Annotated in this window: 24 protein-coding genes; 8 read left to right on the top strand and 16 right to left on the bottom strand. The window is 40.9% G+C overall.

Annotated elements, in window-relative coordinates:
• Nucleotides 1-1,278: 1,278 nt before the first annotated feature.
• From G3O08_RS21175 to G3O08_RS10245, 8 genes are all read right to left on the bottom strand, one after another.
• On the bottom strand, nt 1,279-1,467 hold the full coding sequence (locus G3O08_RS21175) for an ORF6N domain-containing protein (protein WP_239541133.1): 189 nt from the start codon (nt 1,465-1,467) through the stop codon (nt 1,279-1,281).
• 206 nt (nt 1,468-1,673) lie between these two features.
• Nucleotides 1,674-2,207, bottom strand: a complete 534-nt coding sequence (locus tag G3O08_RS10275; protein ID WP_163285277.1) for a GNAT family N-acetyltransferase — start codon at nt 2,205-2,207, stop codon at nt 1,674-1,676.
• A complete protein-coding gene (locus G3O08_RS10270) occupies nt 2,192-2,569 on the bottom strand; it encodes an RNA-binding S4 domain-containing protein (protein WP_317164056.1) in 378 nt (125 codons plus the stop codon). Before G3O08_RS10270 ends, G3O08_RS10275 begins: the two co-directional genes overlap by 16 nt.
• A gap of 33 nt (nt 2,570-2,602) precedes the next feature.
• Nucleotides 2,603-2,752, bottom strand: a complete 150-nt coding sequence (locus G3O08_RS10265) for a hypothetical protein (RefSeq protein WP_163285276.1) — start codon at nt 2,750-2,752, stop codon at nt 2,603-2,605.
• A 97-nt stretch (nt 2,753-2,849) separates the two neighbouring features.
• Nucleotides 2,850-3,461 (bottom strand): nicotinate (nicotinamide) nucleotide adenylyltransferase, encoded by a 612-nt coding sequence (gene nadD / locus G3O08_RS10260; protein ID WP_163285275.1) that lies wholly within the window; start codon nt 3,459-3,461, stop codon nt 2,850-2,852.
• Nucleotides 3,458-4,033 carry a guanylate kinase gene (gene gmk, locus G3O08_RS10255; protein WP_163285274.1) on the bottom strand — a complete coding sequence of 192 codons (576 nt, stop codon included), beginning with the start codon at nt 4,031-4,033 and terminating at the stop codon, nt 3,458-3,460. The genes nadD and gmk overlap by 4 nt, the downstream gene beginning before the upstream one ends.
• Nucleotides 4,033-4,908 carry a YicC/YloC family endoribonuclease gene (locus tag G3O08_RS10250; RefSeq protein ID WP_163285273.1) on the bottom strand — a complete coding sequence of 292 codons (876 nt, stop codon included), beginning with the start codon at nt 4,906-4,908 and terminating at the stop codon, nt 4,033-4,035. Before G3O08_RS10250 ends, gmk begins: the two co-directional genes overlap by 1 nt.
• Nucleotides 4,909-5,088: 180 nt before the next feature.
• Complete coding sequence (locus tag G3O08_RS10245; protein ID WP_163285272.1) at nt 5,089-5,439, bottom strand: arsenate reductase family protein; 351 nt, start codon at nt 5,437-5,439, stop codon at nt 5,089-5,091.
• Between the two features lie 73 nt (nt 5,440-5,512).
• On the opposite strand from G3O08_RS10245, the gene G3O08_RS10240 reads away from it, so the two are divergent.
• The 4 genes from G3O08_RS10240 (at nt 5,513) to G3O08_RS10225 (ending at nt 12,399) form a co-directional block, all read left to right on the top strand.
• The gene (locus tag G3O08_RS10240) at nt 5,513-6,757 is read left to right on the top strand and encodes a lysylphosphatidylglycerol synthase transmembrane domain-containing protein (RefSeq protein WP_163285271.1); all 1,245 of its coding nucleotides are present in this window, start codon (nt 5,513-5,515) and stop codon (nt 6,755-6,757) included.
• A gap of 42 nt (nt 6,758-6,799) precedes the next feature.
• Nucleotides 6,800-7,939, top strand: coding sequence for a cystathionine gamma-synthase (locus G3O08_RS10235; protein ID WP_163285270.1), 1,140 nt, complete (start codon nt 6,800-6,802; stop codon nt 7,937-7,939).
• A gap of 181 nt (nt 7,940-8,120) precedes the next feature.
• On the top strand, nt 8,121-10,226 hold the full coding sequence (locus G3O08_RS10230) for a M43 family zinc metalloprotease (RefSeq protein ID WP_163285269.1): 2,106 nt from the start codon (nt 8,121-8,123) through the stop codon (nt 10,224-10,226).
• Between the two features lie 49 nt (nt 10,227-10,275).
• Nucleotides 10,276-12,399 (top strand): M43 family zinc metalloprotease, encoded by a 2,124-nt coding sequence (locus G3O08_RS10225; protein WP_163285268.1) that lies wholly within the window; start codon nt 10,276-10,278, stop codon nt 12,397-12,399.
• 94 nt (nt 12,400-12,493) lie between these two features.
• Here G3O08_RS10225 and G3O08_RS10220 read toward each other — a convergent pair whose 3' ends face one another.
• The 6 genes from G3O08_RS10220 to G3O08_RS10195 form a co-directional block, all read right to left on the bottom strand.
• A complete protein-coding gene (locus G3O08_RS10220) occupies nt 12,494-12,931 on the bottom strand; it encodes a hypothetical protein (protein ID WP_163285267.1) in 438 nt (145 codons plus the stop codon).
• Between the two features lie 12 nt (nt 12,932-12,943).
• Nucleotides 12,944-13,855, bottom strand: a complete 912-nt coding sequence (locus G3O08_RS10215) for a hypothetical protein (RefSeq protein ID WP_163285266.1) — start codon at nt 13,853-13,855, stop codon at nt 12,944-12,946.
• Nucleotides 13,856-14,179: 324 nt separating this feature from the next.
• The gene (gene polA, locus G3O08_RS10210; protein ID WP_163285265.1) at nt 14,180-16,966 is read right to left on the bottom strand and encodes a DNA polymerase I; all 2,787 of its coding nucleotides are present in this window, start codon (nt 16,964-16,966) and stop codon (nt 14,180-14,182) included.
• A 393-nt stretch (nt 16,967-17,359) separates the two neighbouring features.
• Entirely contained in the window at nt 17,360-18,832 is a 1,473-nt protein-coding gene (cysS, locus tag G3O08_RS10205; protein ID WP_163285264.1) for a cysteine--tRNA ligase, read from the bottom strand.
• A 38-nt stretch (nt 18,833-18,870) separates the two neighbouring features.
• Entirely contained in the window at nt 18,871-19,770 is a 900-nt protein-coding gene (locus tag G3O08_RS10200) for a toxin-antitoxin system YwqK family antitoxin (protein WP_163285263.1), read from the bottom strand.
• 111 nt (nt 19,771-19,881) lie between these two features.
• A complete protein-coding gene (locus G3O08_RS10195) occupies nt 19,882-20,835 on the bottom strand; it encodes an NAD-dependent epimerase/dehydratase family protein (RefSeq protein ID WP_163285262.1) in 954 nt (317 codons plus the stop codon).
• Between the two features lie 193 nt (nt 20,836-21,028).
• Between G3O08_RS10195 and G3O08_RS10190 the strand changes: the two genes are divergently transcribed.
• Nucleotides 21,029-22,186, top strand: a complete 1,158-nt coding sequence (locus tag G3O08_RS10190) for a homogentisate 1,2-dioxygenase (protein WP_163285261.1) — start codon at nt 21,029-21,031, stop codon at nt 22,184-22,186.
• A gap of 191 nt (nt 22,187-22,377) precedes the next feature.
• Here G3O08_RS10190 and G3O08_RS10185 read toward each other — a convergent pair whose 3' ends face one another.
• Nucleotides 22,378-23,385, bottom strand: a complete 1,008-nt coding sequence (locus G3O08_RS10185; protein WP_163285260.1) for a T9SS type A sorting domain-containing protein — start codon at nt 23,383-23,385, stop codon at nt 22,378-22,380.
• 120 nt (nt 23,386-23,505) lie between these two features.
• Nucleotides 23,506-24,507 carry a T9SS type A sorting domain-containing protein gene (locus G3O08_RS10180; protein WP_163285259.1) on the bottom strand — a complete coding sequence of 334 codons (1,002 nt, stop codon included), beginning with the start codon at nt 24,505-24,507 and terminating at the stop codon, nt 23,506-23,508.
• A gap of 252 nt (nt 24,508-24,759) precedes the next feature.
• Here G3O08_RS10180 and hppD point away from each other — a divergent pair, with 252 nt between their 5' ends.
• The 3 genes from hppD (at nt 24,760) to G3O08_RS10165 (ending at nt 26,948) form a co-directional block, all read left to right on the top strand.
• Nucleotides 24,760-25,902: a 4-hydroxyphenylpyruvate dioxygenase gene (gene hppD / locus G3O08_RS10175; RefSeq protein WP_163285258.1), complete on the top strand. Its 1,143-nt coding sequence runs from the start codon at nt 24,760-24,762 to the stop codon at nt 25,900-25,902.
• On the top strand, nt 25,859-26,392 hold the full coding sequence (locus tag G3O08_RS10170) for a hypothetical protein (protein WP_163285257.1): 534 nt from the start codon (nt 25,859-25,861) through the stop codon (nt 26,390-26,392). Before hppD ends, G3O08_RS10170 begins: the two co-directional genes overlap by 44 nt.
• A 106-nt stretch (nt 26,393-26,498) precedes the next feature.
• A complete protein-coding gene (locus G3O08_RS10165; protein ID WP_163285256.1) occupies nt 26,499-26,948 on the top strand; it encodes a hypothetical protein in 450 nt (149 codons plus the stop codon).
• Nucleotides 26,949-26,961 lie beyond the last annotated feature (13 nt).

Here is a 26,961-nt window from a genome sequence, read left to right as displayed (position 1 = left end):
AGCCCTAGTGGGACAACAAAAACCCTCGTTTTTACGAGGGTTTTTTTTGTTGGACTACTTTGGGGCGAGAAGTTTATGCCGCCGCAGGGCGGTAAGCCCTAGTGGGACAACAAAAACCCTCGTTTTTACGAGGGTTTTTTTTGTTGGACTACTTTGGGGCGAGAAGTTTATGCCGCCGCAGGGCGGTAAGCCCTAGTGGGACAACAAAAACCCTCGTTTTTACGAGGGTTTTTGTTGTTGGACTACTTTGGGGCGAGAAGTTTATGCCGCCGCAGGGCGGTAAGCCTTAGTGGGACAACAGAATCCTCAGTTTTCACAGGGGATTTTTGTGCCCTGATGCGAGAATTTTATGCCGCTGTTAAGCGGAGAGTCGAAACCTTAGTGATAATTCTAAAGCATTTAAATTTCATTCAAGTGAGAATCAGAATATCAGAATAATCATCAGTGGAATGCTCAAAAAAGAAAATGAAATAGCACTTAGGCATGATATACTCCTTGCACCCCAATGTCATTAAGTTGAGGTTTTTATAGTTTAAAAGCGCTAAAATGGCCTAGCTCTTAAAGTGGCGTAAACTCAAAGTCTTATAATAAACAGCGATGCCGTTAAGGCCTGAAAGGCTGACATTCAATAGCCCAGGGTGCAGCGCAGCGTAGCCCTGGGTTATTGAATGTCAGGAATTTAGGTTTTGGCGACATTTTTGCCTTTTCGCAAAAATGATGTCAAAACCGAGTCTAAATGTATATGGTTCGTTTTTACCGCAGCATCTCAGATGACAGCGGAGCGTGACGCGTGCCAGCGAGTTTTCTTTAACTTAATGACATTGCTTTGCACCCGTATGGATTAGAAGAGTCATACTAAAAGCGTTATGATTAAGTTTTTTCAAATACCGGATCACGAGAAAAAGAATATCTATCGAGATATTTCTAATAAGCTTGGTTTACCTCCTCAATCTATTGAAAAGGATTTTTGGGTAGCATTGATGATAGGATTTAAACATCATCTTCGTGAAGATTAATTAATTATCTCCTTTTCTTTTGTAACCAATTGATTTCCTTGGTGGATTGGGATCATTCAGCAATTTCTTCAAATACTTAAATATTACCTGAATATCTTAATCATGTTCTGTTGCCTTCTTTTCTATTTTTTCAAACTTTAGAAGCATGTCCTTATCATTTAGTAGAACTTCTCTAATTTTTGTGAAAACTCTAATAATTTGAATATTTACATCAATTGCAGTATCACTATTCAATACACTCGATAACATAGCAACTCCTTGCTCAGTAAAAGCATAAGGCTCTGTTCTTCGCCCAACTTGTGGTCACAATTTGTGACTTCAAGTTTTTCCATTCTTCAGATGTTAGTTGAAACATGAAATCTTCTGGCAATCTCTTGCTATTCCTTTTGACAGCTTGATTTAAAGCTTTTGTCTGAACTTGATAGAGTTCTGAAAGGTCTTGATCTAACATTACCTTTTCTCCCCGAACAATGAAGATTTTGTTCCTTATAACCACATCTTTTAGTTTTAACTCCTGCATCTTGCTCCTAAAATTTTTTTCGGTTCAACTTAATATACCGTGTATTTAATCTTGCTTTAAACTGCCGCATATTAATACTAAAAGAAAAGTTCTGCGAAATACGGCTTGTAAAGAATAGCATAACCCAAATTTAGCAATTAGTATTTGATCAACATACCCTCAGAAACCTCAAACTCCATCACGAAATCGTCATAAACAAAACCATTAGGCCCCGGAATATCTTCTGACCTAATAATTTTAAAGCCTAATTTTTTATAGAAGGAAATAGCCGGGGCATTACGACGATTAACGTTTAGCTGAATTGAGTCCAGAGATTGCTCACGTGCCTGTCTCACGATTTCATCAAAAATCCATTTTCCGATACCCTGGCCCTGAAGTTTTGGAGAAACATAAATCTTATCGAGTTTTAAATAGGTTGGTTTTATAGCAGTCGCGAAATACCCAACCGGTTTTTGAGCAGTATTTTCTACAATGTGTAATGCGTAATGGGGATTTTGTAAATCGGCTGTGATTCTATCGGTATTGTACATTCCTGAAAACAGACTGTTTAGTTCCGTTTCGGAGAAGTAAACCGCAAATGTGGGAAGCCAAATTTCTTTGGCGAGGTCAATAAGTTGTGGAATATCCGCAACAAAGGCTTTTCTAAATGTGAGGTTTACCAGGTGTCCCATCCATCTAAATCTCGGCGCTCTTTTTTGGTTGGACGTCCTGCACCTTTCTCTCGATCATACCCGGGCATAAGCTTCATCATTTCAAGCTTTTCCAGTTCTTCGGGAGCAGTGCAATCTTCAATGTATTGATCTACAAGCTTTGCACCCACTCTATTTTTGAGCAGCTCTTTAATTTTGTAGGTACGCCAAATGGGATTGCGCTTAATCTTTAAAACGTCTCCAGGTTTAACGGTTTGAGCCGCCTTTACAGGAGAATCATTGAGTAATACCTGACCGGTTTTTACGGCCTCGGCACCAATAGAGCGCGTTTTGTACAAACGTACAGCCCACACAAATTTGTCAATTCTAATATCGCTTATCACAGAAGCGAAGGTATAAAACAGGATTCTGAAAAACTAAATCCGGCTGGTATTCATCAGGCTTAATTCTCGGCGCATTTGCTGAAGGTGAATAAGCGATTGAAAATATCCGGTTAAGTCGCCGCGCTTCATTTGATTGTTTGCGCGAGTTTGTAATGTTTGGTATACGATTTCAATAGTCATCATAATCGGTTTTAATTAGTTCGGATAAGCCGAAATCAAAACCTGTGCCAAACGAAAAATTTCTCTGTAGGAGCCGAGATATTCTGAATTGTGAAAAACTCTATTTTTTGTAAAAATTCATCTCTGTAACGTACTTATAAACAGGTTCTGTGAGGAGATAGCGCACATCGTGTCCGGCTTTTATCGAGTTTCTGATAAAACTTGCCGAGAGTTTCATTACAGGAGCATCTACTTTTTTTATGTTGGGGTGATTTGCCAACAATTGATTGGTGCGGTATGGCTTTAAATCCTCTTTTTCTTGAATGGTAAGTACACGCGGATACACATATACGGTATGGTCATGAAGAATCTGCTCTGAGTTTTTCCACTTGTGGAGCGAGCGCAAATTGTCTTCACCCATAATGAGCGAAAACTTTGTACTCGGATGGGCTTCCTTGAGATAAGCGAGGGTATTAATGGTATATGAAGGTTTTGGAAGTTTAAACTCCACATCGCTTACGCGAACTTTTAGATTGTCTTCTATTGCACGGCGAACCAAATCTAGACGCTGATAATCAGGGAGGAGACTGCTTTTTTCTTTGAACGGATTTTGAGGGGTCACTATCAGCCATACTTCGTCGAGTTCGGTATAATCGGCCATGTGATTGGCAATAATAAGGTGGCCAACATGAATGGGGTTAAAAGTCCCGAAGTAAAGCCCTACTCTCTTCATGATTCTATAAATTCTTTCACCATTTCGCAGGCATCGGCGCAGGCCTTGTCTAGGTTGTCGTTAATCAATATTTTATCAAAATGCTTGCTAAACGTCATTTCGTGTTCTGCTTTTGAGAGACGCGCCAATAGAGTTTCTTCTGTCTCGGTAGAGCGCTTTCGAAGCCGATCTTCTAGTACTTCTATACTGGGGGGCTGTACGAAAATAGCAAGGGCTTTGTCGCCGAAATATCTTTTCAGGTTTACTCCTCCCACCACATCAACATCAAAAATAACATGCTTTCCTGAGTTCCAAATGCGCTTCATTTCGCTCTTAAGCGTACCGTAATACTGATCGGTATAAACTTCTTCCCACTCCAAAAAAGAATCCTCTTCTACTTTTTTTCGAAATGCATCAGCGCTCATGAAGTAATAATGCAAGCCATCGGCTTCATAGCTTCTACGATCGCGAGAAGTTGCTGATACTGAAAATGATAATTTGTCAAACTTGCTTAGCAAGAAGCGCACAATTGTGGTTTTGCCCGCTCCGGAGGGCGCCGAAAAAATGATACACTTGCCTCCGTTGTTTTCCATTAGGCAATATTGAGAAGTTGCTCTTTTATTTTTTCAAGCTCGTCTTTCATTTCCACCACCAGCTTTTGAATGGCTACATGATTGGCTTTAGCTCCCATGGTATTAATCTCTCTCCCCATTTCCTGCGATATAAAAGCGAGTTTTTTGCCCACCATTCCCGGATCCTTCATGGTTTCGAGAAAATAAGTGCAATGACCTTTTAGTCGAGTATGTTCTTCCGTAATATCCAGTTTTTCAAGGTAGTAGATTATTTCCTGCTCTAACCGGTTTTTATCGCTCTGATCTTGATTTACTAAATCGCTAAGATTTTTCTCAATACGTTCACGCACGCTAGCCAATCTTTGAGGAAGGTGTTGCTCCACTTCTACACGTAAATTTTCAATCGTTTTTACTCTCTCGGCAATGTCCTCGGCTAGTCTCGCACCCTCATTTTCTCTGAATTGCATTAGCGAATTGGCTGCCTCTTCAATCACTTCAAGCACTGCTTTCCACTCGTTTTCGTCAAGCTCATTTTTCTCAGACTGCATTACATCAGGCATGTTGAGCAGCGTGCTAAGAATATCTGGTGTGGTCTGAAGCCCGCTCACCTCAGCAAGGTGGTTTATTTCGGTAAGGTAAGCCAGAGCCAGCGATTGATTAATAGTAACCCTTTTTTGACCTTCGGTGTCTTCTACGTAAATATTTAAATCAACTTTCCCGCGTCCGAGTTTTTCGGAAAGCAAACCACGCAAGTCGAGTTCCTTTTCGCGGTAAACGCCGGGAATTTTTACAGTTAGATCAAACTGTTTGCTGTTTAGCGATTTAATCTCGGCAATGATGTTTTTACTGGCAAAGCTTCCATTTGCTTTACCAAATCCGGTCATGGAAATTAGCATAGTGTGGTGTTTGGGGTGGGCAAAAGTAGTTAATTCTCATTCATGATGCAGAACTTCAACCCGATGCTTTCTGAAAATACATAATCCTAAGCGGTTAGGGTGAGCGTTTCATATAGGTTCATTCATAACTTATAACCCAGCCAGAATTAAAAAACTTTCCAAAACCGGAAAAAGGAAATCTTATTTCAAGGCCTCGCGCATGATGTCAGTTGCTATTTTACTGTTTCCCGATATTGCTGTTGCTGAAGTTTCCAAAACCGGTCTTTTCAGAAAAGTATAGTCGCTCAATAGGTATTTTTTGAAATCGGCTTCCGCTAATTTTTGGGTGTTAAGGCCTAATTCGCGGTATTTACGAGCACGTTTGCTAAAAATAGCTTCGTAGCTCCCTGCTTTTTTTCCTAGAGAGTCAATTTCAGTTTCCGTTGGTGGGCTCGATTTTATTTCGCGTAAAGTAACATTTCCCGAAAGGGGAAGTTCTTTCATGATCCGCTTGCAAGTGTCGCAAGTATCGAGATAATAGAATTTATTCATTCAACTCATGTTTTAATTTAAATTTGTGTTTTCCTTTTCAGAAAAAACAGCGAATATAGCAGATAACGGATAATTGAGCACTGACGAAAAAGACATAGTTAATAAACTGAGCCCGCGCAAAATGATTTTGCCCGTTGCGCTGGGTCTAGCGGTCGCTGCTTTTTTGCTTTATTTAAACCTTACCGACACTCGTTTTGAAGAAGTAACCGGCTCGCAATGTGGCGAATATGGATGGGTTGATGCCAATGAAGACGGGGTGGTGAATAGCGGTGACGAAGAAGAATTTGTAAAAGTAGAAAACTGTGCAGGCCAGTACAGACTAAGAACGTATCAGGACACACTTGGCGATATAGACTGGACATGGACGAGTACAATGTGGATTCTCATGGCCCTGCTGGGAATGGTCGTTCGCGATGTGGCATATATGTACCGCATTAGGGTGCTTACAGATGATGAGCTCTCCTGGAAGCAAAGCTTTCGGGTAATAATGCTCTGGGAATTTGCCTCGGCGCTGACGCCGAGCGTTGTCGGGGGATCTGGAATTGCTATGTTTATTCTTAATAGAGAAAAGATCAATCTGGGAAAAAGTACCGCCATTGTTCTGGTTTCGGCATTGCTCGATGAGCTGTTTTACATTACCATGGTGGCTATTGTGCTGATTGCTATTGGTACCTCAAACCTCTTTCCGATCAATCTTCAAAAAACGATTTTCGGAACCACCTATGGTACACAAGGGCTGTTTTGGATAGGTTACGGATTTATATGTCTTCTTACAACGGCAATCATGATAGGTGTTTTCTTCATTCCTCGAACATTAAAATACCTGCTGCTGCAAATTTTTAGATTGCCCATTTTGCGCAGGTGGCGATACAATGTCATTCAGATTGGAGACGATATTATTACTACGAGTAAAGAATTAAAAGGGAAACCGGTTATTTACTGGGTAAAAGCTTTTGGGGCAACTTATGTGTCGTGGACTGCACGCTACCTGGTTGTTAACTTCCTGATCCTTGCATTTGTAAGCCATGAAAGCAAGATTATTAGCGGTTTCATGGAGCATTTACTGATATATGCCCGGCAGCTCGTAATGTGGGTTATCATGCTTATTAGCCCTACTCCGGGCAGTTCAGGGGTTGCGGAATTTGCGTTTTCAGGATTTTTTAAGGAGTTTATTCCCCTAGGTCTCGTTGGTGCCCTTGCGCTTCTCTGGCGACTTATTTCTTATTACCCTTACCTTTTTATCGGTGCAATAATTTTGCCGCGTTGGTTAAGAGCTACGTCTAAGGCTTCCGCCGATGTAAAAAAGAAAACGGCCTAAGCCACTACTTCTGATGCATTCAAAACCGAAATTTCAAATTCTATGAAGTTTAACACAAAAACAATTCACGCAGGTTTAGAACCAGATTCAGCGACTGGAGCTATCATGACACCAATTTACCAAACCAGTACTTTTGTTCAGGAATCGGTGGGGGTAAACAAAGGATTTGAATACGCGCGATCGCATAATCCTACGAGGTCGGCACTGGAAGCCAATCTGGCTCAACTTGAGAACGGAAAATTTGGAGCCTGTTTTGGTAGTGGTCTTGCCGCTATTGATTGTGTTTTGAAAATGTTGTCGCCCGGCGATGAGGTAATTAGTACAAGCGATTTATACGGTGGTTCATACCGCCTTTTCAACACAATTTTTGCCAAATACGGAATCAAATTCCATTATACAGCTATGGACGATGCTTCTAAAGTTAAGGCATTGATTAATGAAAACACCAAACTGGTATGGGTTGAAACACCTACAAACCCGATGCTGAATATCATTGACATAGAGGCAATAGCAAATGTTGTGAAGGGTTCAAAAGCAATGCTTGCCGTTGACAATACATTCTCTACGCCTTATATTCAGCGACCACTCGAGCTTGGTGCCGATATTGTAATGCATTCGGTTACAAAATACCTGGGCGGACATAGCGATGTAGTAATGGGCGCTCTAGTGACCTCTGACGAAAAAATTGCTAAAGAAATGTACCGCATTCAAAACTCTTCGGGAGCTGTATGTGGTCCACAAGATGCGTTTTTGGTGTTGAGAGGAGTTAAAACACTGCATTTGCGCATGCAAAGACATTCTGAAAACGGAGAAAAAGTTGCCAATTGGTTAACCAAGAATCCCGCAGTCGACAAGGTTTATTATCCGGGTTTACCAAACCATAAAAACCACGCCGTTGCCAAAAAGCAAATGAGCGCATTCTCCGGGATGGTATCCTTTACACTAAAAACAGATACCACCCAGGCTGCTCATGCTGTGCTGAGTAAATGCAAGCTTTTTGCTTTGGCAGAATCGCTTGGTGGAGTAGAATCTTTAATTGGTCATCCTGCTACTATGACACATGCTTCCATACCGGCCGATGCTAGGCGAGAATCTGGCGTTGTTGATTCGCTTATCAGATTAAGCGTGGGTGTTGAAGATATTGAAGATTTGATCGCAGATTTAGATGCGGCCTTGAAATAATCTCATTTTTAGATTTTTTCAGCCTTCCAAGTTTATTCATTCAGATTCCCTGCATCGTATAGGGAATTTGAGGAATGATTTGTATAAAGAGCATCCAAGTGGTTCTGTTATTTAGCATAGCGATAAAACCTGCTTGATTGTTTATTTTTGTGCTTTACCAATTTTTGTTGACTCTCAATATATGAAGTATCTATCCTTTATTGCCATTCTCCTATTTGCAAATAGTTCATTTGCTCAAGATTCTGATCATTCAGACCATTATTCATGTGGTATTACAGAGCAAACTGAAGCCTTCTTTAATGCTTATCCCGGACAACGGGCTATAGCTGCGCAGGCAAGTGCAGAGCTGGAAGAATTTACACGCAATTATCAGGAATCGCCTTACAGAGATGATGTTCTTAAAATCATTCCGGTGGTTTTTCATGTGATACATGCAAATGGAGAAGAGAATATCAGCAATGCTCAAATAGAATCGGCCATACAAGTAATGAATGACGACTACAAGGCGCTTAATAGTGGAGTAAACTTTGTTGTATCTGCTTTTCAGGGCATAATCGGAAATGTAAATTTTGAATTTCGGCTTGCGCGCTTAGATCCTGATGGAAATTGTACAAATGGAATTGTACGAATTATAGATGATGAGACTTATACGGGTGGCGAGAACTTAAAAGCAATTTCACCCAGCTGGGGCAGAGATAGTTATTTGAATATTTGGGTTTGTAGTTCTATTGAAAGCGGAGCTGCAGGCTATACTTACACTCCGGCCAATGTTAACGGCTCTTTCGGTGCGCTTGCCGATGGAATCGTAATTAACCACGACTATGTGGGCGATATGGGAACTTCGAATCTCAATAAATCTCATGCTCTGACCCATGAAGTTGGCCACTGGGCAAATTTGCCACATACCTGGGGTGCAGGAAATAGCCCTGGCTTGCCAGGCAATTGCTCGGGAGATGATGGTGTTTCGGATACGCCACTTACCATCGGCTGGACTACATGTAATTTGCAGGGAGAGTCATGCGGATCACTTGATAACGTTGAGAATTTCATGGAGTATTCTTATTGCTCCAAAATGTTTACCAATGGTCAGAAAAACAGAATGCGTGCAGCAATGAATTCTTCAATCAGCCAAAGAAATCAGCTCAATACACCAGCAAATCTTGCAGAAACGGGGGTGCTCGGAGAAAACGTGATTTGCGAAGCTAATTTTACCACCAGCGATGAAAGATTGGTTTGCCCGGGACAAGAAATTTCTTTTGAGGATTTGTCCTTTAATGGCGTCACCGAATGGTCATGGTCATTTCCGGGAGGTACCCCGGCTACTTCAAATGAGCCTTTTCCGGTTGTAACGTATGACACCCCTGGAAATCATGACGTTATACTCACTGTCAGCAATTCGACCGGTAGCCAAACGGTTACCAAAACAAGCTATATTCGGGTTATGCCTTCAGGCGATAATGCGGTTCCGTATTCTGAAGGATTCGAGTCTTTTAATAACTTTTCTTCCAATACAGAAAATTGGTCGGTTGTAAATCCCGTCGGTTCTAGTAGTAACATCCAATGGGAAATTACTTCGTCAGCAGCTTATGAGGGCTCGAAATCAGCCTATGTAAAGGGATTTTTTAATACATCGGGTAGTTCAGAATATCTGCAAAGCCCAACTTACAATTTGAGCGAACTTGGAGAAAACGTGGTTTTAAAATTTAGATATGCCCATGCCCGACGCAACCAAAATACCAACGATCAGTTACGGATAATGATATCGAGAAACTGTGGTTTGAATTGGATTCAGCGTCTCGTAATAGAGGGGCCTGACTTGCCTACGGTATCCGGAAATTTTGGTGGTGAATTTGTTCCCAATTCACCCTCAGACTGGACAGAGGTAGAAATTACAAATATTAACCCAGTATTCTTTACCGAAGACTTTAGATTGCGCTTTGAGTTTACCTCAAATTACAGCAACAATATTTATCTAGATAATATTAATCTTTACGATCCTGCTACTGTTGGCCTGGAAGGTGTCGATTTTGTGAAGTCTGTTGAAGTCTTCCCAAATCCAGCCACATACAAACTAAACTTCCATTATAATTTGAATAATGGAGGAAACACCTCTGTAGATATACTTGATATTACGGGCAGGCTCATTGTGCCGGTTTTTAAAGGATATAAGCCTGCGGGCAAACAAATTGTAAATGCGGATGTGTCAACCCTTTCTCCCGGAATTTATTTTATTCGTCTCCGGGTTGGAGAAGGACAAATTGTAAAAAGATTTGCAGTTCAGCACTAATTAAAGTAGTTACAGCTCGGCATACTAATAATTTAGTTAATCAGATTTTATGAAAAAATATTTATTCTCTATAGGCATCTTGTTTTCAGTTGTATCTGCTGTTCATTCCCAAGAAATAGATGATGACGGTACAGAGTTGTTGGTAAAATGCCATACATACGAAATGATGGATAAATTGCTGGAAGAGCATCCTGAACTAAAGCAAAGCACAGAGCATAGCGCTGCACAGCAAGCCGAATTCCGGACTTTATTCGCCAAAAATTATGAGAAAAAGGATGAGGAGGTTTATATTATTCCTGTCGTATTTCATATTGTTCACAACAATGGTGTAGAAAATCTTGCGCCTGAGCAAATTGAGAATGCTATAGAGGTAATGAACCAGGATTTTTCTGCGCAGACCCAGGGAATAGGGTATGTAAATTCGGCTTTTACAAATCTGGTTTCAAACACCGCCATCCAGTTTGCGTTGGCAAAACGAGACCCTGATGGAAATTGCACAAACGGAATTGTAAGAACAGAAAGTCAATTGACCTATGCCGGAGACGACAATCTTAAAATGCTATCTCCCGTATGGGACAGATCAAAATATTTGAATATTTGGGTTTGTAGTGCAATAGAAAGCGGTGCTGCCGGGTATTCGCGGTATCCCTCGTCAGTAAACACCCCCTATGGAGCTACGATAGATGGTATTGTGGTGAAATACGATTATGTGGGGAGCATAGGCACATCTTCTCAGTACAGATCGCATACACTTACCCATGAAGTTGGCCATTGGCTTGACCTTCCGCATTTGTGGGGAAGTACAAACGATCCTGAAGTAGAAGAAAATTGCAATACAGATGATGGAGTGGCCGACACACCAAATACCATTGGCTGGACCAACTGCAATATTACCGGCGAAAGCTGTGGAAGTCTTGATAATGTGCAGAATTTTATGGAATATTCATACTGTTCAAAAATGTACACTCATGGCCAGTCGCAGCGTATGGCTGCTGCATTAAACAGCTACGTAGCTGAACGCAATGAGTTGTGGCAGGAAAGCAATCTTATTGCTACAGGAGTGTATGAAGATCCGGTGATTTGTGCAGTTGAATTTACATCGGGCAGAAGAACAATTTGTGTGGGCGATAGTGTACAATTTGAAGATTACTCGTATGGTGGCGTTACCAGTAGAATGTGGAATTTTGAGGGTGGAAGCCCTTCTTCTTCTGATGAGGCTGAACCGAGTATAACTTATAATAATCCGGGAATCTATTATGTAATTCTTTCTGCGGGCGATAGTTTCGAAACTTTGTCAACTTTAGAAGACGATTATGTGCGGGTACTCGATACTTCCTTGGTTGTACTTCCTTTTTCGGAGGGTTTTGAGGATGTTAATTCCTTTGAAAATGGACAATCACCGATTTGGTACACCGAAAATGTGAATGGAATGAATAGTTGGGAAGTTACAGACCAGGCAGCCTATACCGGAAGCCAATCGGCAATTATTAATGGGTTGCAAAGCTCATCCGGAGAAAAAGCGAGTCTGTTGTCGCAAACTTTTGATATGAGCTATTTTGATTCAACAAACGCGCGTTTAGATTTTAAATATTCGTGTAAACGAAAGAACTCAAGTAGCGCCGATAAACTGATTGTTTATGTATCACGAAATTGTGGTGAAAACTGGATAGCGCGCCGAACTTTGGTTGGCGATGAATTATATACAGTATCCGGTTTGCAATCTACTCCGTTTATACCGAACGATTTAAGCCAATGGGTAGAGGTGGAAATTAATAACCTTGTTCCAGTTTTCTTCACGTCTCAATTCAGAATTAAATTTGAGTTTATAAGTGAAAACGGGAATAATATTTTCCTGGATGACATTAACCTTTCGAATGCTCTTACGGTTTCTGTAAATGCTATTGAGGCCATTCAAAATGCTGTTCAGATATATCCAAACCCCGCCAGAGATGTTGTGAAAATTGAAATGGATATGCCTGCCGGAATATCAAATTTAGAGATTAACCTGCACGATGTTTCCGGCCGACTTATTCGCAGTATTTATTCCGGAAAAAGTATCGGTGGTAAAAAGGTAATTGATTTAGATGTAAACCAGTTGCCCAACGGGCTTTACTTTTTGCACTTCAATACTTCTGAAGGTCGCTTTGCACAGAAATTTGTCGTAAGTAAATAAGCCCTATTAAGGGCTTATCAGTTTATTTCTTTTCCGGTGAAGTGATCGTTTGACCCACCGTATGTCTTGAATGAATGTTTTTAGAGATTAGATCTCAATTTTGAATTAATCTTCCAATCAGAATGGCTACACAACCCTGAGGGTTTAGCGCTGATTTATTGTCGGGGCTCACTTTTAGGACTATGGTAAGTTCTTGCGTTCCCAAAAGTGAAAAGTCGAAGTGATCTGACTGATTGTCTTCCGTATTGTTGTAGAGCGTAACTCCATCTTTGTCCAGCACCTGGAAATCTACATTCCCAATCATTGGATGACTGCAAATCAGCAAGCGATATTTTTCACCGGCGTAAAAGGTCATTTTCACTTCTGCCATATCGCCGGGCGATAATTTAGCGCCGTTAAAGTTTTCGCTTGGGATGTATTCTCCCATTGCTTCAGCGCACGATGTTTTAACAAATGTTCTGCACTGACTATACGCTGAACTAAATATAAGTAAGCCAGCGAGACTTAATATTAGTTGAATTTTTTTCATCATCTTAGGGGAAATTTAACTTACGTAGCGTGTACGGATTTCATTAACTACTTTGGTGATTTCTTCTAAGGTTTCTCTGCTCATATCGGTTTTAGTCTCACCACCTATTACAGTGGTTCCATCTGCTTTTTTACCTACGGTAGATTTTTCTTTTTTCATCTGCACCTTATCAAATGCTGCACGAACTCTTTCCAGATCTTTGGCTATATCGTCGAGTTGATTTCCCTTATTGTAGGCTTTTACAAGTTCCTCAAGATTATTTAGCGAAAGTTTTTGTTCAGCAATACGACGCAGCAAAAGTGGATCTGGATTTACATCGGCAGAAGCAATGGTTGTTGCCAGGTATAAACCTTCTATCCAACCGGCCGCTATTACCATTGCAGAAATATGGTCTCGGCCATTTTCTTTCAGATAAGCGTCTAACATATAATAGGTTTCAGAAATGATGTTGAGAAGCGAATCCCGATTTTCAACATTGGCTTCCATACGTTCTATTGTACTGTCGTCAAAAGCTTTTGTAACCCCCAGATTGTCGGCTAGTTTTTTGGTACACGACAAGTAAATAATCGCTTCCTGGTTTTGATTGAAGATACTTGCGTAGCTTAAATCGGCACCATAAATACCTAGATTAAGAGCTCTGCTGCTCGCAGAAGTATATCCACTTACATTTTTCACCTCGTTTAGTAGAGACATATCGTAGTCTGCCCCAGATTTTTTCAAGATAGATGCCATCTCCATGGGCGATGGTACTGAGTAGAAAATCTCCTGCACTTTTTGGGCGTTTTTTATTGACAGCTCGTCCAGAAATCCTGCGTTAACGCTACTTTCTATTATAGCGGAATCAGATGACTGCGTACTATCGCAGCTATAAAGCAACACCACTGCGGCCAGAGGCAGCAAGCGTATAAAGGATTTTTTCCGTTTCATATTCTTTAAAAATAGGGGCTTCATTGTAAAATGAATCTCGTGTTTAATATTCTGTTTTCTTGAATCAAACTCTCGCATATCGAAGCGTAAGCGTCACATTTAAGGAGACTTTGTTCGTGTGCTTTTACTTTAGTAGGTCTCAAAAGGTTTCAATAAGAAATAATTTTTTTGAGATGTGTATTGAGCCCCATAAGTAGTCCGTACAAAATGATTTTACGTAAATAGTTTGTCAAGGTTGGAAAGATCAATATCCAACCGGGCGGGTTTAATGCCGGAATAAGGCAGTTTAATAAAACAAACGACTGGCTTGTTAGCGCTCAGATTTTAATGTGCTTCCAGCCAGTTATCTCCTGTATCCATATCTACTTTTATGGGAACTTTGAGCTGTGGTATAGCCTGACGCATTTCTCTTTCTACGATAACGCGTATTTTATCGAGTTCAGATTTCTCGGCGTCAAAAACGAGCTCATCGTGCACCTGAAGGATCATGTTTGATTTGATTCCTTCTTTTTTGAATAGCTCATCAACTTTTATCATCGCCACTTTTATCATATCGGCAGCCGATCCCTGAATGGGGGCATTAATTGCATTTCGCTCTGCAAATCCGCGCACGGTAGCATTCCGACTATTGATATCGCTGAGGTAGCGGCGGCGCTTTAAAATGGTTTCTACATATCCGTTTTTACGCGCACGCTCTATACTTTCGTCCATATAAGCTTTAATGCCGGGATACTGAATGAAGTAATTTTCTATCAATTCTGAGGCTTCAGTTCGCGATATGCCAAGGCGCTGCGCCAGTCCAAAGGCAGATATTCCATAGATAATCCCAAAGTTTACCATTTTAGCTTTGCTACGCATTTCGCGATCCACATCTTTAGAATCAACATTAAAAACCTTCGCTGCAGTTGCCGCGTGAATATCTTCCCCACTGGTAAAGGCTTCTAGCATAGCTATATCGCCGCTCATTTCGGCCATTAGCCTAAGCTCTATTTGCGAATAGTCAGCTGCGAATATTACCCGGTCGGCAGAAGAGGGGATAAAAGCCTTTCTAACTTCACGTCCTCGCTCGGTGCGGATGGGAATATTTTGCAAATTAGGATTTTGTGAGCTAAGCCTACCCGTAGCAGCCACCGCCTGCATATACGTAGTGTGAATCCGCTGATCTCGCGGGTTAACCAATTCTGGCAAGGCATCGACGTAAGTGCTTTTTAGCTTCATTATCTGTCTAAAGTCCAGAATTTTTCCAACTATCGGATGGTCGTCGGCGTGCTTTAAAAGGGTTTCTTCATTGGTAGAATATTGGCCTGTTTTGGTTTTCTTGGGCTTGTCAGCAATTTTCAAATCCTCAAAGAGTACAATACCCAGCTGTTTTGGGCTTGCCAGGTTAAAGTTGGTCCCCGCGATTTCATAAATTTCCTCTTCGAGCTTTAGTGCTTCAATCTCTAGATTCTTTGATATTTCAGCCAGCGAATCAGTATCTATTTTCACACCGCAAAACTCCATGCGCGCAAGCACGGGCATAAGGGGCATTTCAATTTCATAAAAAAGCTTTTTTAAACCCGGTTCTTTTTCAATTTCGGGAGCGAATTTTTCGTAGAGTCTGTAGGTAATATCTGCATCTTCGCAGGCGTAAGGTGCTGCCTCTTCTACTGGCACATCGCGCATGCTACCCTGATTTTTACCTTTTTTGCCAATGAGGGTTTCAATGCTGATAGGTCTGTAACTTAAATACGTTTCGGCCAGCTCATTCATATTGTGCTTCATATCGGGCTGAATGAGATAATGAGCAAGCATGGTGTCAAACATTTTTCCCTTTACCTCTATGCCGTACCAGGCCAGAACAGTAATATCGTACTTAAGATTATGACCTATTTTCAAGATGTTTTCGGCGGCAAAGAAATCGTTAAAATCTTTGAGAATAAACTTTGATCCATTTTCATTTTCCGGAAGAGGGATATAATAAGCCTCCCCACTTTTCCAGGAAAATGACATGCCAACAAGCTCGGCTGAATTTGCATCTACAGAAGTGGTTTCCGTATCAAAGCATACCACCTTTTGTTTCATCAGGTCTCTAATAAAGGTTGTGCGCTTATCCTTGGTTTCAATGGTATTGTACTTTACTGCTGATGCATCAAAATCAGACATTGAAGCAGGTTCTGCATCAGTATCAGAATTCTCTACCGAAGAGAACAAATCCATTTGATCGCCAGCTGCGGTATTGGCTTGGATTTTTTCTCCGAGCAGGCGCTCTGAGATGGTTCTGAATTCTAAAATTGAAAACAGCTCACGAAGCACCTCTTTATTTGGCTCTTCCAGTTCGAGTTCTTTTGGGTTAAAGTCTACAGGTGCATCGAGAATGATGGTGGCGAGCTTTTTAGATAAGAGTCCTTGCTCGGCAAACTTGATTACATTTTCTTTTTGCTTGCCTTTTAGTTTGTCAGCATTGGCAATCAGGCCTTCTACGCTGTCGTATTCGGCAAGTAACTTTTTGGCTGTCTTTTCGCCTATTCCCGGTATTCCGGGAATGTTATCGACAGCGTCGCCCCAGAGACCGAGCATATCAATAACCTGCTCGGGGCGCTTTACGCCAAACTTTTCACAGACTTCTTTTATGCCCATTACTTCGCTGCCATTTCCCATGCGGGCAGGTTTTAAAATCTTGATGTGTTCGGTTACGAGCTGCCCGAAATCTTTATCGGGGGTAACCATAAATACTTCAAAACCTTCTATCTCCGCTTTCTTGGCGATGGTTCCTATTATATCATCGGCTTCAAACCCTTCTTTTTCAAGAATAGGTATATTAAACCCCTCTATAATTTGTCTGATATAGGGAATGGCAATTTTTATATCGTCAGGAGTTTCTTCGCGATTGGCTTTATACGCAGGATAGTCATCATTTCTAAACGTAGGTCCTGAAATGTCAAATCCAACGGCAATATGTGTCGGCTTGTGATTATTGATAATATCTGCCAGAGCATTTGTAAATCCAAACATGGCAGAGGTATTCAAACCGGCAGAATTTACGCGTGGCGCTCTGATAAAAGCGTAATATGCTCTGTAAATCAATGCGTAGGCGTCAAGAAGATATAAGGTTTTTTTATCGGTGCTCATGAAGTTTATTTAGAAACTTCGAATATACACAAAGGGTAAATTTTATTTGGAGATTTTTTGGGCTTATGTGATTTGGTAGCTACAAATGGACGAATGATTTTTTGCTGCTGCGCAGTGAATCTCTCCGCGCGCCCCGTCCCTATAGGGTGCCGCCGCACACTTCTAATAAAAGATCGAATTTTTCTTTTGTAATGACTTTTGTAATTAGAGTCTTGTAAATTAAATTTGTATTGGAACAAATGAAGCGTGCGCAGGGATCGTCCCTTTCGACCAAAGAGAGTCCGTATGGAAGGGGTTTGGGGTGCGCGAAAGGGTTGGTTTTGAATCCGTTTACTGCTTTATTTCCGTAGTGATAACTTGAAAAAATTTCAAAGATAAACTCAGAATTCAGCTCTAACCAATTATAAAATCCGTTCCGTCAGGATTATCTTTAAGTGTAACGCCTATTTTGGTGAGTTCTTCGCGAATTTGATCTGCAGTAGTAAAGTCTTTGTTGAGCTTTGCCGCTTTTCGCAGACTAATTGCTAGCTCAATGAGCGATGCTGTTAAATCACTTCCTGCACCTGATTGTTCGTCTTCTTTTCGGAAGCCGAGCACATCAAAAATAAAGTCGTGGAAGAGTTCTTTTAATTCTTTTAAATCACCTTCAGAGGCTTTTTCGGCTCCCGTTTTTATAAGATTGATTGTCTTTACACCGTCAAAGAGTTTAGAAATAAGAATTGGCGTACTGAAATCGTCGTTCATTGCATCGATGCAAGCTTCTTTTAGAGCAGCCACATCTATAGTAGATTCACCGGAAGGCGTAAGACTTTGAAGAGTTTCGTAACCATCCATCAAGCGTTTGTACCCTTTTTCTGCACCGCGCAGTGCATCGTTTGAAAAATCAAGCGTGCTTCCGTAATGAGACTGAAGCATAAAGAAGCGCACCGTCATTGGGCTATAGCCTTGGTCAAGGAGTTTGTGATTTCCGGTAATCAATTCTTCCGGTGTAAACCCATTACCTTCAGATTTGGCCATCTTGCGCCCCTGCACGGTTAGCATATTTCCGTGCATCCATATTCTAGGGCCGTTCTTCCCGTTTGCGCCAATATTTTGGGCTATTTCACATTCGTGGTGAGGGAATTTCAAGTCCATACCACCTCCGTGAATGTCAAATTCATTGCCGAGATATTTGGTGCTCATGGCCGAGCATTCCAGGTGCCAACCAGGAAATCCTTCACCCCAAGGCGATGGCCAGAACATAATATGGCCTTGCTCGGCTTTTTTCCAGATAGCAAAATCGAGCGGGTCGAGCTTTTGATCCTGGCCGTCGAGCGCGCGGGTATTAGAAAGCAAGTCATCGATATTTCTACCCGAAAGCTCTCCGTAATTATGGTCTTCATTGTATTTTCTTACATCAAAATATACCGACCCATCTACTTCATATCCATAGCCAGCCGCAATAATGCGTTTTACCATTTCCATTTGTTCAATAAGGTGGCCTGTGGCTGTGGGCTCTATAGATGGAGGTAGAATATTGAAAATGCGCATTACATCGTGAAAACCATTGGTGTATTTTTGTACGATTTCCATTGGTTCTAACTCTTCAAGACGGGCTTTTTTTGCGATTTTGTCCTCGCCCTCGTCAGCGTCGTTTACCAAATGGCCTACATCTGTAATATTGCGCACGTAGCGCACTTTATACCCGAGGTAGCTTAAGTATCTGAAAACGATATCGAAACTTAAAAACGAACGCACATTTCCCAAATGCACATCGCTGTACACGGTAGGTCCGCAAACGTAAAGACCCACGTGGGGTGGGTTTAGGGGTTTAAACTCTTCTTTTTTCCGCGAAAGCGTATTGGTAATGAAAAGGGTACTGCTCATGAATGGTTATAAAAAGATGCATTTCCGGCCAAATTTACTCATTTGTTTGAATCGTCAATGATTCCGTAGCCAATGAATCTGCCTTCTTTATAAACTTCCACCCGTCGCAAGATTCCGTTTTCATCGTATTTATACCATTTTCCATTCCAGAGGCGGCCTTCCAAAAAGTGGCCTACCTGGGTTATTTGCTTATTTCTATTGTAAAGCGTGTTTGATCCGGTAGCTTTAAATTCTGCCAAATTCGGACGGTCAGATTTATTCGGAGTCGTTTCTTCTGCAGATAATTTAGGGACTGTAATTTCGCCTTTTGGAGCTTTATCCAAAGTGAAGGTTTTTACGCTTTCTTTCTCCACTTCGCCGTTGGTAATTCTCTTTTCTTCGCGCAATTCACCGTTTGGATAGTAGAGCATATACATTCCGTGAGCCACGCCATTATCTATCTCTACCGTACATTGCAAGGTTCCGTCAGCATAGTAGTACTTCTGCTCACCATCTCTTTTACCGTGTGAATTAAAATTAAAGTCCTGAGCGAGTTTTCCATTTTCATGAAAGCGTTTAAAATCGCCTGTGTTTTTATTCGCAGTCCAATACCCTGATTCTTCTACCCGATTGTTAGGATAGTAAGTGGTGTAATGGCCGTAAGGATGATTTTCCAAATAGTTTATTTCGCTTTGCAAACTTCCGGTTGGGTAGTATTTTTTCCAAACTCCTGTCCGCTTATTGTCAAGATATTCTCCTTCTTCAACTTTTTGATTGGCGTTGTAACCATCATCAGAGCTCAAAGACCCAAGAATGATCCAGTATCCTTGTCGGCGCCCTTGATTGTCGGTATAATTTTGTTTTATAGCACTTTGCCCATATACCGCGTCGGCACCCGCAGGATAGCTGAGAAAAATGAGCGTCAGGAAAAATAAGAAAGTGAGCGGAAAGCGTTTCATCAAAGTATAAACTTTTGGAATTTATACGCGCTTAAAATAAAAAAGGTTCGGTTTTCGGAGCCTAAATTAAGGCTTTTTCTCTAGTGCGATAAGTAGCCTGATAAGCAAGTGTTAAACGGCCTTTTCGCGTAAATGCTCGAGCATGTCTGATACGATTCTTTCAAGCGAATAGTCCGGTTTCCAGCCCCAATCTTCGCGTGCCATAGAATCATCAATGCTACTCGGCCAGCTTTTAGCTATTCCGTCGCGATAATCAGGATTGTACGAAATTGTAAAGTCGGGAATATGTTGCTTTATGGCTTCTGCCAATACATCGGGTGTAAAAGATACACCGGAAATATTATAGCTCGTACGCAACTTGATTTGGTCTGACGGAGCATTCATTATTTCAAGGGTTGCCTTAATTGCATCAGGCATATACATCATAGGCAGGGCGGCTTGTTCGCTCAAAAAGCACTCATAAGTTCCGTTTTTAATGGCTTCATGAAAAATGTGAACAGCGTAATCTGTAGTTCCCCCACCCGGATTGCTTTTGTAGCCCACTATTCCGGGATACCTCACGCTTCGTACATCTGTGCCATAACGCTTGTTATAGTATTCGCACCAGCTTTCACCAGCCACTTTTGTGATTCCGTAAACCGTAGTTGGCTCCATAATAGTACGCTGCGGGGTTTTCACTTTGGGAGTATGCGGCCCAAAAACAGCTATTGAGCTCGGCCAGAAAATTCGTTTAATATGCCCGTCGCGGGCAAGGTCAAGCACGTTTGATAATCCATTCATGTTTAAATCCCAACCCAACGCGGGTTTCTGTTCGGCAGTAGCCGATAAGAGGGCTGCAAGCTGATAAATCTCTGTTATTTTATAAGATTTTACTACTTCAAGCAATCTATGCTTATCCAATACATTGATAGATTCGTAAGGGCCATTAGCAAGTGCATCAATTGGTTTTGGATTTAAATCAGAGGCCACAACCCTATCTGAGCCGTACTGCTCACGAAGTGCGATAACGAGTTCTGTTCCAATCTGTCCGGCGGCACCTACCACCAATATATTTGTAGAAGACATAAAATCTAAATTCAAAAATTCACGCAAATTTACGGATTTACGAGTTTCTAAGCGCATAAATATTTTAATGGTCTGTTAAGAATCGACAAGACTTTGAGTTCCTAATGGCATCTCACGGGTAGAATGATCTTTAAAAAAGAAACGATGCGATTGTATATATTTGTAGAAATACATTACCCTAAACAATAATTATATGCCTATATATCATACACTTGGAAAAATTCCACATAAAAGACATACAGCCTTTAAAAAAGCAGATGGTTCTCTGTATTATGAGCAGCTATTTGGAACAGAGGGTTTTAGTGGTATGTCGTCGCTTCTATACCACATGCACAGACCTACGCAGGTGAAGGAAATTGGAGAGACGCTTGATATAAAACCCGAAATAGCTTTAGATCACAACATGAAGGCTTACCGCTTTCGCGGATTTGAGGTGAAGCCAAAAGACGATTATCTCGACAGCCGTACGCCGGTGCTTGTTAATAGGGATTGCTATATTGAACTTGCTGCACCGCGTGAATCGATGAAAGACTACTACTATAAGAATGTAGATGCTGATGAGGTTATTTTCATCCACGAAGGCGAGGGAACTATGCATACGCTCATGGGCGATCTTGACTTTTCTTATGGTGATTATCTCGTAGTGCCTCGCGGTATGATTTACCAAATGGAATTTAAAGCTTCAAAAAATCGACTGCTTATCGTTCAATCGTTTAGCCCCATCTACACACCAAAGCGTTACAGAAATAATTTTGGGCAATTAATGGAGCATTCTCCATTTTGCGAACGTGATATTCGCCGACCGGAATATTTGGAGCCTACCGACGAGAAAGGTGAGTTTTTAGTAAAAATCAAAAAAGAAGATAAGCTCTATCATTTTACCTATGCCACTCATCCATTTGATGTGGTTGGCTGGGATGGCTTCAATTATCCCTACGCTTTTTCTATTCACGATTTTGAACCCATTACCGGAAGGGTGCACATGCCGCCGCCAATACACCAGACTTTTGAGGCTGCCGGTTTTGTAATTTGCTCATTTGTTCCGCGCATGTACGACTACCATCCTCAATCGATTCCGGCGCCATACAATCACAGCAATATAGATTCTGACGAAGTGCTATATTATGTTGACGGCGACTTTATGAGCCGGAATAATATTGAGAAAGGAAATATTACGATTCATCCCGCAGGAGCGGTTCACGGGCCGCACCCCGGGGCAGCCGAGCGCAGTATTGGTAAAAAAGAAACTGAAGAGCTGGCCGTTATGGTAGACACTTTTAAGCCATTGAAAATGACGAAGCAGGCTATGGCTATTGCCGATGAAGAGTATTGGAAATCGTGGTTGGAGTAAATTAAATAGCCTTGAAATTATGATTTGAAAAGCCATTGCGAATTAATCGTGATGGCTTTTGGCTTTTTAGTAGGAATGGACTCTTTGCGGTCGCATTTCGCAACCTCAAGATTTCCCCTTGTTCATTTAATACAATTAAAAAAGCCGTTACTCAATTTGCGTAACGGCTTTTTTGATTTGATAAGGGTCTTTTAATTCTTAATAAACTTGGATGTATTGCCCACTCCATCTATGGAAATGATATACAAACCTGATCTTAAACTCGAAACATTTATGCTGGTTTTAGTCTGTAATTTACCTGTATGTATTTCTTTACCTGTAATGTCCATAATGCGGTAAGTAGCGTTGTCAACCTTTACATCTTTCACCCAAATTTCACTTTTAGCTATAGTAGGGTAAATACTAAATTCTGGCAGATTAACATCATCAACCCCAGTCTCGATGGACGGAGTAAGGCGATATACCCGACCAGATGCAGGCGTAACATTTAAACTATTAGTCCCTTGTACATAAGTAGCCCCCAAATCTGTATATTCGAAAAGGGAAGGATTAATAGGATCGCCCTTTACTGTTGCGCCATAATCAACAGTTTCAGAATTATACAAATAGTTTAAGCCACAGGCTATTGTTGGGCCCGAATTTTGAAAATAAGCCAAATCCATATCTGGGATATTCGATTCCCCGAAATGAATTTCCATAATGCCATTCGCTTCATAAAACCACAATTGAAAGTTGGTTAGATTTTCTACAGCGGGCTCATCGGCATTTATCGCATCGTAAAATCCGGCATTGGTATACTCAATTTTTGCGATTTTATTGCCAGGCTCGCCATCAATCACATAGTTAATAAGAGAAGGTTCTTGGCCTTCAATTTCAGCCAGGTCGGCTATATCGTCATAGATTCCAAATACTTGAAATTGATCAGTTTCAATATTTGCAATATCACCAAAGGCCATAAAAGCACCATAATCTATTTGAAAGGCCGAATTATATGTTTCACCGCCAATTTCAAAGTCAAACCCGAATGGTATTACAAAATTCGGATCGTCCCATGGTTCACCACCTTCATCGCTCAAATCGGCGGGCGTTGAGTCTATCAAGTTAGAATACTCTGAGGTGTAAGTAGTTAGTGTGTAACTGTTTTGTGCGAATGCCGCTACACCAAAAAGCATTGCAACTAAAAGTAAAGGTTTTTTCATTTCTCTAAAGGTTCATTGTTTGAGTGGATAATATTGCGATTATAAATCAAAATGAATGAGCAAATAAAAAAGCAGATACACATTTAGGGTATCATCTTTTTTGATTTGAAAAAGGTTTGGTTATTTCTTGATAAATTTAGCTGCATTGCCCATTCCGTCTATTGAAATAAGATAAATGCCTGAATTCAGATTTAAAACATTAATCGAACTTTGACTTTGCGTTTTTCCGGCCTTCACTTCTTTACCGGTGATGTCCAAAATGCGGTAAGCGGCGCTCAGTTGTGGCGCATTTTTTATCCAAATTTCGTTTTGAGCTATTGTTGGGTAAATGCTAAATGCTGGTGCTTTGGCATTAAAAACCGCATTGGGACTTGCCGGCGCTAAGCGATGCACCTGACCAGAAATTGGCATTGAATCTAAGGATGTTTGAAATTCCTCATCCGGAACAATTGTAAAAGTAAACAAAGTAGGATCTACAGGGTTTCCAATAATTGCTGCACCATAGTCTATAGTCTCTGAATCTAGATTATAGTTAACAGCCAAAACACCTGATGGCCCCATATTTTCAAAAAAAGCAAGGTCTGGGTTTGGGATATTTGAACTGCCATAGTGCACTTCCATAATGCCATTTTGCTCGTAAAACCATAACTGAAAGTCCATTCTGTTTTCAGCAGCAGCTTCTGGACTTGCTATTTCCTCATAAAAAGCAGCATTTTCATATTGAACTTTTGCAATTCTATCGCCCACACTTCCCACTATTTGGTAAGAAATAATTGATGAATCAAGCCCTTCAATAGTAGACCCATCAACAAAATCATCAGTTAATCCAAAAAATGTTATGACGCTAAGGTTCGGATTTAAAAAATTTCCAAAACCCATCATTGCACCACCTCCGAACTGAGTTGATGAATTAAACGTTTCACCCCCTATCTGAAAATCAAATCCAAATGGGATTATGAAAAAAGGATTATCCCAATGCCCATCTTCGTCAAACAGAAATTCAACTGGAATAGGGGTGGTGAGCTCTTCATAAGCCGAAGTATAAGAAGATAGCGTGTAAGAAGTTTGCGCAAATGATGCCACAGAAATAAGTATTGCGACTAAGAATAAAGATTTTTTCATTTTAACGGGCTTTTTAGATTTCTATGTCAAAAATAGCTATCGTTTTCGATTAATTTGTTAATTAGGGGTAAGAATCTATATAGCCGCTACCAACCATTTTTCGTATATTTGAAAAATACTATGGTATAATACTGAAACCGGGAGGTTTGGGTAGATTTGGGATGAATCAAGCGAGTCGATTATATAACTACAATTTGCTATATATCCGCTACTTGCGCCATTTCCCGAAAGGAAAATTTTAAAACATAAATTATGACATCAACAACAGGCGAAGCCTTAAATTTGGAGAAAGTAATACCGAATGCAGAAGATTTTCTGCCGCTTAACGGAACGGACTATGTGGAGCTTTATGTAGGAAATGCAAAACAGGCTGCCCATTATTATAAAACAGCATTCGGATTTCAATCAGTGGCATTTTCGGGTTTAGAAACTGGAAATAAAGATCAGGTGAGCTATGTGCTTCAGCAAGATAAAATAAGATTGGTTCTTACCTCTCCGCTTACGCCAGACAGCCCAATTAATGAACATATTGTGAAGCACGGAGATGGTGTAAAAGTGGTGGCGCTTTGGGTAGATGATGCTACAAAATCTTGGGAAGAAACTACTAAACGCGGAGCAAAATCATATATGAAGCCACAACGTATGGAAGATGACCATGGTCATATTATCCGTTCGGGAATTCATACCTATGGTGAGACTGTTCACATTTTTATAGAGCGAAAAAATTACGACGGACCATTTATGCCAGGATTTAGAAAGTGGGAAAGCGACTACAACCCAGCTCCGACAGGTTTACGTTACGTAGATCACATGGTTGGAAATGTTGGCTGGGGCGAAATGAACAAGTGGGTTGAATTTTATGCACGAGTTATGGGTTTTGCCCAGCTTATGTCTTTTGACGATAAAGATATTTCTACTGAATACACTGCCTTGATGAGTAAGGTAATGAGCAATGGAAATGGAAGGATTAAATTTCCGATTAATGAACCCGCAGAAGGAAAGAAAAAATCACAGATTGAGGAGTATATCGATTTCTATCACGATTCTGGCGTTCAGCATATTGCGGTAGCAACCAATAATATTATTGAAACAGTAATAGATTTAAGAAACCGCGGAGTTGAGTTTTTGCGTGTTCCGGATATCTATTACGATACCGTTCTTGACAGGGTTGGTGAAATAGACGAAGAACTGGAGCCGCTTAAAGAACTTGGAATCTTGATAGATCGCGACGACGAAGGATATTTATTGCAAATATTCACCAAACCGGTAGTCGATAGGCCTACTATGTTCTTTGAGATTATTCAGCGAAAAGGAGCGAAAAGCTTCGGGAAAGGAAACTTTAAAGCACTTTTTGAAGCCATTGAAAGAGAGCAGGAGAGTCGCGGAACGCTTTAAGCGAATACATATTCTGAAAGCCGCGGTGTGTATCGCGGCTTTCTTTTTTTTGAGCGGAGCCATTGCCCAAAGCTATAAATCGGCAGTGGGGTCGCGGGCTTCGTATGGCGGGCTTCTTACGTATAAGCATCAACTTAACGCGCAGTATTTTGCCGAAGGTATTGTAGCAATAAGATGGGGTGGCGTTGAATTTACTGCGCTTATAGAAAAATCGCAGAAGGCGTTTCACAATGAAAATACCTTCTGGTATATCGGTGGTGGAATGCATTTAGGCTTTCATGGCAGAGACAATACCATAAATCCACCTGAAGCAAAAAACACAACGACTTACATCAATCTCGGAGCCGATTTGATTGGAGGGATTGAATACTGCTTTCCAGATTTTCCAATCAATGTTTCTATTGACTATAAACCTTCATTTCATTTTACCGGTGATCGGTGGTTTGTGGGAGAGGGCATTGGCTTAAGTGTAAGGTATGTATTAAAATAAGGTTCATTCCTAGTGGGTTAGCACGCCATCTCCAGCAATGGATAACCAGTTCATAATCCATTTTCCATATTCAGGCAATTTATACCTTTACCAAAAAATATTTAAGATGATAACAGGACTACTTCATTTACATAATTTTCTGCGCTGGTTTGCACTCATAGCAATCGTTATTGCGCTGATAAGAAGTTTTGGTGGAATGAGTAACAAAAAACCATTTACCAAACCTGATAACCTCTGGTCGCTGCTTACCCTTATCGCTTTCCACCTGCAATTGGTTTTGGGGTTTGCTTTGTATTTTTTAAAAGGCTGGCATAGTCAACTGGGAGAAATGTCTGATAAACTCATTCGTTTTTACAGCATTGAGCATAGTTTGGGAATGTTAATCGCTATTGTACTTGTTACTGTTGGACGGGTAAGCTCTAAGAAAATGGAGAATGATACGGCCAAGCATAAAAAGATATTTTGGTACTTTCTTATTGCGTTCATTATCACGCTTGTAAGTATTCCCTGGCCATTTCGAGAGATCGTTGGGCGGCCTTGGTTTCCCGGGATGTAGGCGGGTTATATTA

Source organism: Cryomorpha ignava, assembly GCF_010686655.1.
Classification (GTDB): Bacteria; Bacteroidota; Bacteroidia; order Flavobacteriales_D; family Cryomorphaceae; genus Cryomorpha; species Cryomorpha ignava.
This window is presented reverse-complemented; position numbering and strand designations above follow the sequence as displayed.